Genomic DNA, 13404 nt, shown 5'->3' on the forward strand with positions numbered 1-13404 from the left:
GCAGGGTCAAATGCGGCGCGTGACGCGCCCAAAGGGAAAACGCATGGCTTTGATCTTTCGCTGGCTTGTTCGTCTGTCCGCTGCACTGCTGGTCCTTAGCGTGACAGCGGTTGGTGTTATCTATTGGCTCGCTTCGCGCTCATTGCCTGATTACACTGCTGAAGTCACCGTGCCGAACCTGTCCCAACCTGTTGAAATTGTGCGAGATAACGCAAATGTGCCCCATTTTTTCGGGCAAAGCGACGATGACGTGTTTTTCGGTCTCGGCTTTGCCCATGCACAGGACCGGCTGTGGCAGATGACCATGCTGCGCCGCACCGCACAGGGGCGTTTGTCAGAAGTCTTTGGCGCGGCCACGTTGGATGTAGACAAGCTGATGCGCCGTTTTGACATCTACGCGCTGTCGGTCGCCTCCTTCGAGGCGCTTGACGCCGATACGCAATCAGCCTTGCGCGCCTATTCCGCAGGCGTGAATGCGCGGCTTGACCAGATCAACACCGAAGCGTTGGGCCGCGGCGCACCCGAGATGTTTTTGTTCAATGCCCCCGTGGCGCCGTGGCGGCCCGCCGATAGCATTGCCATCCTCAAACTGATGGGCGTGCAAATGTCTGGCCATCTGGATGCCGAAGTATTGCGCGCGCGCGTATCGCTTGCCCTGCCGGATAATTCCCGCATGCGCGATATCCTCCCCGATGCGCCCGGAGCAGGTATTGCCGCCCTGCCCGCTTACGCCAGCCTTATCAAGGACACGACCCATTTCGCCGCCGCAGTCCCGCAAAATCAGCATCCCTTGTCGCCCTTCAAACGGACCGCACTTGCCGGTGCCTCGAATGCATGGGCGGCGGCCCCGTCGCGATCAGCCTCCGGAGGCACATTACTTGCGAATGATCCGCATCTAGGCTTTACCGCCCCTTCGGTATGGTATCTCGCGCGGCTCGAGCTGCAAACTGGCGGGGTGATCGGCGCATCCATCCCCGGCGTGCCCGCCATTCTAAGCGGCCGTTCTGCCGATCTGGGTTGGGGGCTGACGTCCTCTTATCTCGACGATCAGGACGTGTATGTAGAAGAACTTAACCCCGACAACCGCGAAGAATACCGCACCCCTGACGGCTTTAAAAAATTCCGCACCCGCGCTTCGATCATCAATGTAAAAGGCCAGAGCCCTATCACGCTCACCCTGCGGTGGACGGATAATGGGCCTGTCCTCCCCGGCACCCACTACAATCTCGCGACCATCACGCCACCGGGTCATGTCGCATCCGTCAACTGGACCGTGCTGAGCCAGCGAGACACGACAATGCAAGCCGCTGTGCGTCTGATGCGCGCCAAGACCGTCGGCGACGGGATCGAAGCCGCCTCATATTTCGTGGCCCCCTCCCAGAACCTGACGCTGGTGGATCATGAAAACATCGCGATGAAGACCATCGGTGCCGCGCCTAAACGGGACCCCAAGCACCAAAGCCGTGGCCGTCTGCCCACCCCGGGCTGGATCGCGACCAACCGTTGGCAAGGTATTTTGCCCTATGCCTCAAACCCCGGTTTTGTGGCACCCGCGGGCGGCATCCTTGGCAATACAAACAACAAGATGATCGACCGCCCATTTCCCAACCACATCTCCTATCTGTGGGGCGACACGCAGCGCGTAAAGCGCTGGCAGCGTCTGATGCAGGACCGACAGGTCCATACCCGCGACAGCTTTATCGAAGCGCAGCTGGACACCGTGAGCTATACCGCACGCTCCCTGCTGCCGCTGATCGGATCCGAGCTGTGGTTCACTGGTGAAGCCGCCCCTGACGGCACGCCCGAGCGTCTGCGCCAGCGTGCGCTGACGCTATTGGCGGGCTGGTCCGGTGATATGGGCGAACATCTGCCAGAGCCGTTGATCTATGCCACATGGCTGCGGTCACTGCAAAAGCGTCTGATCAACGACGAATTAGGGCCGCTGGCGCAGGAATTCACCCATGTAGAGCCGTTGTTTATCGAACGTGTCTTCCGCGATATCGGCGGGGCGTCGGCATGGTGCGACGTGTTCCAATCCGCCCCCGTCGAGACCTGCGCCGACATGGCACGCCTTGCACTGGATGACGCGTTGCTCGAGATATCCGAGACTTATGGCACGGCGCTTGAATCCCTGCGCTGGGGCGATGTGCATCAGGCGGTGCAGGACCATCCCGTGCTGGGCGATGTGCCCGTATTGCGTTATTTCGTCAACATCAGGCAAAGCACCTCTGGCGGTGATCAGACGCTCATGCGTGGCCTGACCAAAGGCACCGATCCGGACCCGTTCCAGAATGTGCATGGTGCAGGATATCGCGGTGTCTATGATTTCGCAGATCCCGACAGTTCGGTTTTTGTAACCTCAACAGGCCAGTCAGGCCATTTCCTATCGCGTCATTATGACGATCTGGCACAGCTATGGCGGCGCGGAGAGTATATTCCGATGTCGCTGGATCAGGAGCTAGCACGTGCGGCGGCAGTTGGCGTCACGACATTGGTCCCGCAAACACCATGAGCCAACGCGTCATCCTGTTTAACAAGCCTTACGGTGTCCTGTCCCAATTTACCGACAAAGGAACGGAGCGCTCTACCCGCCCGACCTTGTCGGGTTATATTGGCGCGCCCGGATTCTATCCGGCAGGGCGGCTTGATCGCGACAGTGAAGGGTTGATGGTACTCACGGACCACGGGCCGCTACAGGCCCGAATTGCCAATCCGAAATACAAACTCGCCAAGACCTATCTGGTACAGGTCGAAGGAACACCCGATGAGGCCGCCCTTGCGGCATTGCGCAAAGGGGTCACTTTAAAGGATGGGCCGACCCGCCCTGCACAGGCCGATCTAACCGACGCCCCCGCCGATCTGTGGCCCCGTGACCCACCAGTGCGGTTTCGCAAATCAGTGCCGGATACGTGGTTAAAAATCACCATCTCAGAGGGCCGCAACAGACAAATACGCCGGATGACCGCCCATGTGGGTCTGCCCACCCTGCGCCTCATCCGGCTGCAAGTCGGCGATTGGAAGCTCAACCAGCTGCGCCCGGGTGCGTGGCGCTACGCCTCTGCCACAGGCGCCTGAACGATCAGCCCGCCACAGCGCGGGCGATCCCGACGGCCACAGCAGTCACGCCCCCCGTCACGACCGTGCCCCAACTCAGGTCGACCAGCACAAGCGTCAGCGTCCAATCCTTGAGAATGGCGTAATTCGTGAATTCGAACGTCCCATAGGCCGCCGCCCCGATCAACGCGGCGGAGCCAAAGACCCACAGCAGGGATTTCCCCTGATCCAACGCGGGCCAACCGACAAACCACATGACCACAAAAATCAGAAAGGCATAAAACAACAGCGCAGGAAGCGCACGAAAACTGTCCAGCATCAGTGGACCGATATCGCGGGCAAAAAGCGGTTTGATAAAGTAACTCAACCCGACAAAATCAACGATCAAGAAAAGAATGAAAGCCGCCAGATAGGCAATCAGATAGGACATATGCGCTCCTTAAGGGTGTCCCCTATGCAGATGGCGCGCAATCGCCCAATGTCAAAGCCTTTGGTAGGCTGCCTCGACTTCAGCAGACCAACGCACCTCAAGGGCAAACCCCTCTTCGGTCTGCTCTTCGTGCACAACGACATCTTGGGCAAAGAGCCACGCACGTTTGCGCCCATCAGCAAAGCCCAGCGTCAGCTCGCCTGTGCGCAGCGCGCCTTGCAAAGCTTCGGCCACCGCATTTTGCAAGACCTCCAGCCCCTCACCGGAAATGGCCGAGATCGCCAAAACGGACTCGTCGCGCACCGCCCGCTCGCGCATGGCTTCGGCTTTATCATCGGGCAACAAGTCCAGTTTGTTCCAGACCTCGAAGGTTTTGGTTTCTGGCGGCACACCAAGCGAAGCCAGAATTTCGCGCACATCGCGGGCCTGTTCTTCTGTCTCGGCATGGCTGATATCGCGCACATGTAGCACGATATCGGCGGCCAGCACTTCTTCGAGTGTCGCACGGAAAGCAGCGACCAGTTCGGTCGGCAAATCAGAAATAAAACCAACCGTGTCACTGAGAATAATTTCGGGACCGTCCAGCAATTCAAGCGACCGCATCGTAGGGTCAAGCGTGGCAAAGAGCATGTCTTTAACCAAAACATCAGCACCGGTGAGCCGGTTGAACAGCGTCGATTTACCCGCGTTCGTGTAGCCCACAAGGGCCACAATCGGATAAGGTACCTTGGCACGTGCTGCGCGGTGCAATGCGCGGGTTTTCACGACTTTTTCAAGCTGGCGGCGCAGGCGCACCAATTGTTCGTCAATCGCACGGCGGTCGGATTCGATCTGGGTTTCACCCGGACCACCGACAAAACCAAGGCCACCGCGTTGACGCTCAAGGTGGGTCCATGCGCGCACCAATCGCGTACGCTGGTAATTGAGGGCTGCCATTTCAACCTGAAGCACACCCTCGCGGGTGGCTGCGCGATCGCTGAAAATCTCGAGAATAAGCCCCGTGCGGTCGAGCAGTTTTACCTTCCAGACCTTTTCAAGATTGCGCTGCTGTACAGGGGTGACGGGACCGTCGACCAGAACCAGCTTGATCTCTTCATCGTGCAAAATCTTGCCGATTTCCTCGATCTTGCCCTTGCCGAACAGATGGCCTGCACTGACCGCACGCAATGGCACCACATCGGCACCGATCAACTCGAGGTTGGGCAATGCCTCGGCCAACGCCGCAGCCTCGGCCAATGCAGGTCCGGGATCGCGGCGGGAATTGTCATTTTTGATGTCAGGATGCAGCACCCACGCACGTGTCAACGCGGGGCCATCCGTTTCGTCAATCTGAAAGTCAGGCTTGCTCAAGAAGCGTCTTCGCCTTCGTACAGGCTGATCGGCTGGCTTGGCATTATTGTGGATATGGCGTGTTTATATACAAGCTGTGACTGACCGTCGCGACGCAGCAACACACAAAAGTTGTCAAACCAGGTGATCACACCTTGCAGTTTAACGCCGTTAATCAGGAAAATTGTAACCGGTACTTTGGTCTTGCGCACATGGTTCAGGAACGCATCCTGTAGGTTCTGTCTGTCAGACGCCATAGTTTGATCTTTCATTTATTCTTATAGGATGCCGGATGGCATATCATTATTGCGTTTATGAAGCCCCATTAAAGAAGTTTCCACCCCAAAAGGAGGACAAGCAACATCCCCCCCATTGTGCCGTGTCAGCTACGCCACAGATCGGGAGTGAGCAATGCGATGATCGCAAGCGTCTCAAGGCGCCCCAATACCATCGCCATCGAGAGAATCCCCTTGGCCGCATCATCCAGCAAAATCAGGCGGATCGGTTCGGCGGCCCCGTATTCCACAAGCGGGCCAGTCGTTGACAGACTGGCAATTGCCAGCACCAGCGCATCCTCGAACCCTACCCCTGACAAGGTCAGCGCCAGCGTCACGGCAGCAAACGACAGCGCAAAAAGCATGAAAAAGATCCACGCAATAAACGCACCGCCCGATTGCAACCGCCGCCCCGCAAGCCCGGCACCAGACACCGAATGCGGATGCACAAGCTGATCCATTTCGCGCAGCGCATTGCGGTAGAGCGCATAGACCCGCAACAGCTTTACCCCGCCAGCCGTGGTCGCAACCCCGCCCCCGATCAACGCCAGCCCCATCAGGATCAACCCCGGTGTCGCCAGCCCCGAATAGCTGCGTGCATCCGCCCAGTAATCAGACACAAAACCCGTTGTGGTCAGAAAAGACAAAACCGTAAAAAGCGCGCCCCAGAACGCGGCAAGCGCATCTGTCAAAGGCGGCTCGACCGCCAACTCGAAGGCCCCGATAAAATGCCGTGCAAACAAGACACAAGGCACCAGCGCAAGGATCGCAAGCCCAAGGCGGAATTCGGGGTCGGTACGCAAACCGCCTGTGGTCGCTGTCACCGTGTCCGAGCTGAACGTCAGGCGCGACAAGGCAAAAAGCATGAACATGGCCATAATAATTTCCGCGATAACACCGCCATTGCCGCCCGCTGCACCGCTAATGCCAGAGGTAGCCATGACCGACATCGCATGGATCACCGCATCTAACGACTCCTGCCCCGTCGCCATCAGAGCGATCCACAAAATAAGGGTAAAACCGCCGTAAAGCGGCGCGAGCGTGGTCAATGCCCGCCCGATCCGCTGCCGTGGCGTGAGCGGTGCAGTGCTATGCAGGCCGCCCTCACTGCGGCCCGGTTCCGCCTGTGCTGTGACTTCGAATCCGCCCAGATTAAGCGGTGCCAATACGGCAACAGCAGCCACCCACATCAACAGCCCGCCCATCCAGCCAACCTGCGCGCGCCACAGATGCAGCGTACCATTCAGCCGGCTTGGGTCGTCAAACAGGGTCGCGCCCGTGGTCGTCAATGCGCTGAGCATCTCGAAATAAGCATTGATATAGCGGGTAGTCGGCAGGGCCTCGACGAAGGGAACCGCGAAAAAGGCAGGCAAAAAGACAAATGCGCAAAACAGTGATAAAAGCGGCCCCAACGCCCCGTGCCGCGGGCTGCGTCCGGCATGTGCCACACCGATCAGCAAAAACACCATCGAGCCCAGCAAACCCGCATAGAAAAATGCCTGTGACGTTGCATGCTGGTCCGAAACAACCCCGTAGGCTGCAGGCACAAACATAGAAGCCGCACCAGCACCAAAGAGCAGCAAAAACAGCGGCAGCTGTGTCAGGTCGCGTCTAAGGTGGGTCGTGCGCTCCACAGTCTGCGCTCCTAGAAAAAGTCGATCGAGACCTGCATCAGCTGTTCCAGCTGTGACACATCTTTGGCCATTACAAATACCGCGATCACGTCACCTTCTTCGATCCGTGTGTCCCCCATCGGGCGGAACACCTTATCGCCCTTGCGCACAGCGCCCAACAGCGCGCCTTCGGGGAAATCAATCTGGCTGATCTTTTTACCGGCAATGGGCGATGTCGAAAGCACTTCTGCCTCAATCACCTCGGCCTCGGCATCCCCAATGGAATACACCGCACGCACGCGACCATGGCGGATGTGGCGCAGGATCGAACTTACCGTTGTGGCACGCGGGTTGATATAGGCATCAATCCCCAGCGGTTGCATCAACGGCACCAGCGTGGGGTCATTGATCAAGGCGATGACATAGGGACAGCCTTCGGCCTTGGCGCGCACACAGGCCAGCATATTTGTCTTGTCGTCATCCGTAACCGCAAGCATCGCATCAGCGCGGTCAATGCCCGCTTCGGAAAGCAACGCCGCATCCAGACCGTCCCCATGCAGTACAATCGTGCGCTCCAGCGCTTCGGCTGCGCGTTCGGCGATGTCGCGGCTTTTCTCGATGACCTTGGCGCGGACGCGTTTTGCACGGGTTTCAAGCGTATGAGCAACCGAGAGCCCCACATTGCCGCCACCAACCAGCACAACGCGGTCCTGTGTCGTGGATGTTTTGCCAAACACCTCCATCGTGCGGGACACATCATCCCGATGCACGAAAAGATAAGCATCGTCATTGGCGAACAGCTGGTCCTTGGGTTCGGGCGCAAACAACCGGCCCTCACGGCGGATACCCACCACAACCACACGAAGCGTCGAGAAAAGATCCGTCAACTGGCGCAGCGGCGTATTGAGCACCGGACAATCCTCATCCAGACAAATGCCCAGCAATTGGGCATGGCCTTCCATGAAAATCTCTGTGTCGAAAGCCGCCGGTGCCGAAAGCCGCTGCAAAGCCGCAGCCGCAACTTCACGCTCGGGGCTGATGACCACGTCGATGGGCAGATGGTCACGGCGGTAGAGGTCAGAATAGATGGCATCCAGATAAGACTGTGACCGCAAGCGCGCGATCTTGCGGTTGATCCCGAAAACCGAATGGGCGACCTGACAGGTCACCATATTCACTTCGTCCGAATGGGTCGCAGCGATGATCATATCCGCGTCCCGCGCACCCGCACGGTCCAGCACGTCGGGATAGCTGGCAAAGCCCGCAACGCCCTGCACATCCAATGTATCTGTCGCGCGGCGCACCAGATCAGTGTTGCTATCAACGATTGTAACGTCGTTACGCTCGCCGGACAGGTGGCGCGCGATTTGCCAACCGACCTGACCCGCGCCGCATATGATGACTTTCATGGTGTGGAAATCCCCTGCTGCGACTGCGCGCACGCCTGCGTCTGAGGCGTATAGAAATGTCAGAAGGCGGCAGCAGGGTCAATTCAAATGTCAGCACTGGCCCAAGGGCGCAAGTTTAAGGGCTTGGCCCCCGCCTTGCCCCGTTGGGCAAGGCTTCTCCGGAATATTTCCAGCTATGGAAAGATAGTCGGTTAGTCGTCGACATGGGCAACACGGCTGCCGGATTTTGCCGAAGTCACCACACCGAGGCTTTTGAGTTTACGGTGCAGGGCCGAGCGTTCCATGCCTACGAAATTGGCTGTTCGGGAAATATTGCCGCCAAAGCGGTTGATCTGGGTCAGCAGATATTCACGCTCGAACGCCTCGCGTGCTTCGCGCAGCGGCAGGCTTGCCATTGCGCCCGACAGGACCACGCGGCCCTCTTCTTCGCTGTGGTCTTCTTCACCCGGCAATTCGCGGGCCTCGATCGGGGCTGTGCCTTCGCCCAGAATCAAAATGCGCTCTACCATATTTTTGAGTTGGCGCACGTTGCCGGGCCAGACCATCGTTTGCATCAAGGCTTGCGCATCATCTGAGATTTCGCGCTGCGGCAACCCTTGGGTGCTGTTAAACTCAGCGATGAAGTGATTGGCCAGAAGCGGAATATCCTCACGACGCTCGGCCAGCGAAGGCACAGCGATCGGGACAACGTTCAGGCGGTGATAAAGCTCTTCGCGGAAATTTTCCGCTTCAATTTCGACCAACAAGTCTTTGTTTGTGCTGGATATAACACGCAAATCCACGCGAATTTTATCATTACCGCCCACACGGGTGAATTGCTGATCCACCAGCACGCGGAGGATTTTTGACTGGGTCCCCAAGGGCATATCGGCCACTTCATCGAAATAGACGACCCCACCGTGGCCCTGCTCCAGCAGGCCAGGTTCAACGCCGCGTTCAGGTGTCTCGCGCCCGAAGAGGACTTCTTCCATGCGCTCGGGTGCAACACCGGCACAGTTTACAGTAATAAACGGAGCCGAGGCGCGGTTCGAATGGGTGTGGATGTAGCGCGCGGCGACCTCTTTGCCGGCCCCTGCAGGGCCCGTCAACATGACGCGGCCGTTGGACTTGGTGACTTTGTCCAACTGGCTGACCAAGGTGCGGAATGTCCCCGAAGCACCGATCATCTCGGTGTTGGCGCGGTCTTTGCGTTTGAGGCTAAGGTTTTCACGGCGCAGGCGCGAGGTTTCCATAGCGCGGCGGATTACCACCATCAACTGGTCAATATTAAAGGGTTTTTCGATGAAATCGTAGGCCCCTTGTTTGATCGCAGCCACCGCGATTTCGACGTTGCCATGCCCCGAGATAATCACAACGGGCACGTCCGGATTATCGCGTTTGACAGTTTTCAGGATGTCGATACCGTCCATCTTGCTGTCTTTGAGCCAGATATCGAGGATCATCAGCGCAGGCTGCTCGGTGTTTACGGCAGCCATTGCGTCATCGGAGTTTCCGGCCAGACGGGTCGTGAACCCCTCATCCTCCAGAATATCCGATATCAGCTCGCGAATGTCTCGTTCGTCATCAACGATAAGAATATCACCCATTGTCTTGCTCCTCATTGCCCGCATTCAGTGAGGCATCCATTGGCAACACGATATGTGCCAAGGCGCCAAAGTGGTTTTGCCCCTCGAAAACGGGGGCATCTGCGAGGGTCAGGCTTCCGCCATGTTCCTCGATAATCTTTTTAACGATAGGCAGGCCCAGCCCTGTGCCCTCGCTGCGTGTTGTCACGTAAGGTTCGAACAGGCGCGCGCGGTCCTCTGGCAGACCGATACCATTATCGGCCACCGTGATATGGGCCGCATTGTCTTGCACGTAAAACTGCACATAAATCTGCGGGACAAGCCCGTCGGGTGCGCCTTCTTCTTTCAATGTGTCTATCGCCTCGCCCGCGTTTTTAATCAGGTTCGTTAACGCCTGTGTAATCATTGTCCCGTCGATGAGCGCGGGGAACTCCCCCTGCGGTACATCAGATATGATCTTTATGTCCGGTCTGCCTGTTTTTTGGAGCAAAACCGCATCGCGCACCAGCTGGTTAAGGTCCTGCGCGCGGCGGTCAGGTTCCGGCATACGGGCGAATTTACTGAACTCATCCACGATGCGGCGCAGGTCACCTGTCTGGCGAATGATCACGCCGGTCATCTGTTCAAGGCTGTCGCTATCATCACCCAGTCTGGGGCCGAATTTACGCTTGATCCGCTCCGCACTCAGCTGGATCGGCGTGAGCGGGTTCTTGATTTCATGGGCAATCCGCCGCGCTACATCGCCCCATGCGGCCATGCGTTGGGCGCTGACCAGATCGGTCACGTCATCAAAGGCCACAACATAGCCCTCAAGCCGCCCCTCATCCGTGCGCCGCGTGGCCATACGGACCAGCAGGTTCTCCATCCGCCCTTGACGAGAAACCTTGATCTCTTGTTGCAGGGTCTCGGTCGGGGTGGAGGTCAGGGTATCATAGAGCGGACCAAATTCAGGCACAGCCACGGTAAGGGCAAGGGACTGCTGTCTTTCTTCCCAATCCAGCAACCGCATGGCCGACCGGTTCACAAAGGTCACCCGGCCTTCGGGATCAAGCCCGACAACGCCGGAGGTGACTGAACTGAGCACAGAATCAAACAGCCGGCGGCGGCGTTCGATCTGACGGGTGTTATCAAGCAACGTGTTGCGCTGGCCCTTGAGCTGTTTGGTCATCTGGTTGAAATAGCGGCCCAGCATGGCGATTTCATCGTCACCATCATCCTCGCGGACCTGCACATCCAGATTCCCTGCGCCGACTTGTTGCGCCGCCCCCGTCAAACGCCCCACCGGACCAGACAGGCGTTCAGCAAACCACAGCCCCAACCAGACCGCCGCCAGAATAATGATCACCGCAAAAGCCAGATATAAAAGGCCGAACTCGAACAACATCCGGCCACGTTCGTTTTCCAGCTGTTGGTAAAGGCGGATAGTTTCCTGTGTATCGTCAAGCAGGCTCAGGATTTCGCCGTCAACCTCGCGGGTAATATACAAAAAACGGTCAACAAACGAAGTCAGCCGGACAAGAGCGCGAAATTCATTTGCTTCCCAATCCTCGATCAGGCGCACTTCGGTGGCACTTGCCGTGGCGATTTGCTCGGCCGAGGGGCGGTCATAATCAAATAGATAGGAACGGTCCCCGCGCGCGCGGATTTCGGCCGTACCGTCAATCATATAAGCCTCGCTCAGGCCGCGCTGGATCTGGCGCTGTCCTTCGCTCAACAGTTCGCTATCGCCCAGATCAATGCCACCACGCCGCGCGCGGTCGATGCTGCGCGCAAGGCTGAGGGCATCGTCACGCAGGCCTGCGCGCTCTTCCTCGGCATAGGCTTCGGCGGCCAGCAGTGAATTCCCCACCACTTCGCGCACCCGCTCAGAGAACCAGCCCTCGATCCCCACATTGATGGTGAGCACGGCGAAAACAGCGACCGAAACGGTGGGAATCAACGCCATCAGCGCGAACACCCCCGTCAGCCGCAGGTGCAGCCGTGATCCGGCCGATTTGGCCCGGCGGGCCATGACCAGCCGCGCCACCTGCGATAGCACAAGCGCCGCAAGTGAAAGGATATAGACCATATCCAGCAACAGGATAACGCGCAGGAAATTTGTACCCCCACGGTCAAGCGGCCCCAGCGCCAGATAGGTGGCCAGCGCAAGCAAAGGCCCCAGCACCACAAGGCCCAGAGTCATCGCCGTGCGCACACGTTTGATCCGTCGCAGATGCGACAGTTTAGCCAGCCAAGTATTACGTGTTCGGGATGCCACGGATGGACCCTCACCTGATGTGGTGCAGATGCACCGTACCGCCATTATTCATGTGGTCCTAACTAGGTATGTCCCTTGCTGGCCACGATTATGTGACAGTTTTACATCATTTTTCGACCACGTGTAACCTCTATTTCGAGGTCTGTGATTTTCTTTCTGAGGGTATTTCGGTTGATCCCCAACAGCTCGGCGCATTTGGCCTGATTTCCTGAGGTTGCAGCCAATGCCACCTCGATCAGCGGGCCTTCGACCTCACGCAAAATGCGTTGGTACAGACCCGGAGGTGGCAACATATTGCCATGCAATTCGAAATATCGGCGGATATGGCGCTCGACGCTCGCGCCCAGCTTTTCACTATTGCCAATGGCGCGGCTTGGCTCAGGGCCCGGCTGGCCCCCGACGATCTGTTCGGCTTCGGCGGCGGTGATTTCTTCTGCGCGGCTGGTCAGGGCCAGCTGTTTCATCGCATGTTCGAGCTGGCGCACATTGCCGGGCCATGTGTAGTTGGCAAACACCTTTGCCGCCCCTTCCGAAAGCGCATGAGGTGCGCCCACGGCGGCTTCTGTTTTCTCAAGAAAATAGGCCGCCAAAAGCGGGATGTCCTCGACACGGTCGCGCAGCGCAGGCACGTGTAGAGTGGCTCCCGACAGGCGGTAGAACAGATCGCGGCGCAGCTTGGTATCTGATGCGTCCTGCCCCAGATCGGTCTGCGACGTCGCGATGAAACGGGGCTGGTTGTCGGTCTCGGCATCCATCATGCGGGCGATGCGGGCCTGTACCTCTTCGGAAATATCACCAATCTCGTCGATCAACAGCGTCCCCCCGCGCACACGCGCCAAGACACGCGCAGGGCCTTCGATATCTCGTAGATCAGCCTCGGTCACAGTCACAAACGGCAAGGAACGGCGATCGGAGAGGTCATGCACCGCCCGCGCAATCAATGATTTTCCGGTGCCGCTTTCGCCCCAGATCAACACGGGAAGATCCGTGTTCATCACCCGCGCAATCACGCGGTACAATGCCTGCATCACCGCGGTGCGGCCAACCATCGGCAAATCATCTTCGTCAGACGGTGCCGCAACCTCGGCCGCGCGCCGCGGTGTGCCCGAGCGCTCAAGCGCCCGTGCGGTGCGTTTCATCAAATCAGGCAAATCAAACGGCTTGGGCAGATAATCATAGGCCTCGGCCTCGGCTGCCTTGATGGCAGTCATGATTGTGTTTTGTGCCGAAATTACAATGACAGGCAGATCAGGACGGTCCAGCGCGATCTTGGGCAACATTTCCAAACCATTCCCGTCGGGCATGACGACATCGGAAATAACCACATCGCCCTTCCCTTCGGACACCCACCGCATCAGCGTCGTCAGGCTTGAGGTCGCATGCACCTTGCAGCCTGCCCGTGTAAGCGCCTGTGTCAGAACGGTTCGAATGGTGCGATCATCATCTGCAACCAGAACTGTGCCATCCATATC

General features: G+C 58.1%; 10 protein-coding genes. 2 read left to right on the forward strand and 8 right to left on the reverse strand.

Annotated features, from left to right (window positions below):
- Positions 1 to 43 precede the first annotated feature (43 nt).
- Positions 44 to 2512, forward strand: a complete 2469-nt coding sequence (locus ABJM03_RS12775; protein WP_348418066.1) for a penicillin acylase family protein — start codon at positions 44 to 46, stop codon at positions 2510 to 2512.
- Positions 2509 to 3075, forward strand: coding sequence for a pseudouridine synthase (locus ABJM03_RS12780; protein WP_348418068.1), 567 nt, complete (start codon positions 2509 to 2511; stop codon positions 3073 to 3075). The genes ABJM03_RS12775 and ABJM03_RS12780 overlap by 4 nt, the downstream gene beginning before the upstream one ends.
- Before the next feature lie 4 nt (positions 3076 to 3079).
- Here the strand turns inward: ABJM03_RS12780 and ABJM03_RS12785 are convergent, their stop codons facing one another.
- From ABJM03_RS12785 to ABJM03_RS12820, 8 genes are all read right to left on the reverse strand, one after another.
- Complete coding sequence (locus ABJM03_RS12785) at positions 3080 to 3484, reverse strand: DUF2177 family protein (protein WP_348418070.1); 405 nt, start codon at positions 3482 to 3484, stop codon at positions 3080 to 3082.
- A 51-nt stretch (positions 3485 to 3535) separates the two neighbouring features.
- Complete coding sequence (hflX, locus tag ABJM03_RS12790; RefSeq protein ID WP_348418071.1) at positions 3536 to 4834, reverse strand: GTPase HflX; 1299 nt, start codon at positions 4832 to 4834, stop codon at positions 3536 to 3538.
- Complete coding sequence (hfq, locus tag ABJM03_RS12795) at positions 4831 to 5070, reverse strand: RNA chaperone Hfq (RefSeq protein WP_007119530.1); 240 nt, start codon at positions 5068 to 5070, stop codon at positions 4831 to 4833. The genes hflX and hfq overlap by 4 nt, the downstream gene beginning before the upstream one ends.
- 125 nt (positions 5071 to 5195) lie before the next feature.
- Positions 5196 to 6722 carry a potassium transporter TrkG gene (locus ABJM03_RS12800; protein ID WP_348418073.1) on the reverse strand — a complete coding sequence of 509 codons (1527 nt, stop codon included), beginning with the start codon at positions 6720 to 6722 and terminating at the stop codon, positions 5196 to 5198.
- An 11-nt stretch (positions 6723 to 6733) separates the two neighbouring features.
- Positions 6734 to 8110, reverse strand: coding sequence for a Trk system potassium transporter TrkA (gene trkA, locus ABJM03_RS12805; protein ID WP_348418075.1), 1377 nt, complete (start codon positions 8108 to 8110; stop codon positions 6734 to 6736).
- Between the two features lie 191 nt (positions 8111 to 8301).
- A complete protein-coding gene (locus ABJM03_RS12810; protein ID WP_348418077.1) occupies positions 8302 to 9696 on the reverse strand; it encodes a sigma-54 dependent transcriptional regulator in 1395 nt (464 codons plus the stop codon).
- Positions 9689 to 11857 carry a PAS domain-containing sensor histidine kinase gene (locus tag ABJM03_RS12815; RefSeq protein WP_348418195.1) on the reverse strand — a complete coding sequence of 723 codons (2169 nt, stop codon included), beginning with the start codon at positions 11855 to 11857 and terminating at the stop codon, positions 9689 to 9691. The genes ABJM03_RS12810 and ABJM03_RS12815 overlap by 8 nt, the downstream gene beginning before the upstream one ends.
- A gap of 176 nt (positions 11858 to 12033) precedes the next feature.
- Positions 12034 to 13401 carry a sigma-54 dependent transcriptional regulator gene (locus tag ABJM03_RS12820; protein WP_348418079.1) on the reverse strand — a complete coding sequence of 456 codons (1368 nt, stop codon included), beginning with the start codon at positions 13399 to 13401 and terminating at the stop codon, positions 12034 to 12036.
- Positions 13402 to 13404 lie beyond the last annotated feature (3 nt).

Origin of the sequence: Sulfitobacter sp. (genome assembly GCF_039977885.1) — a bacterium.
Classification (GTDB): Bacteria; Pseudomonadota; Alphaproteobacteria; order Rhodobacterales; family Rhodobacteraceae; genus Sulfitobacter.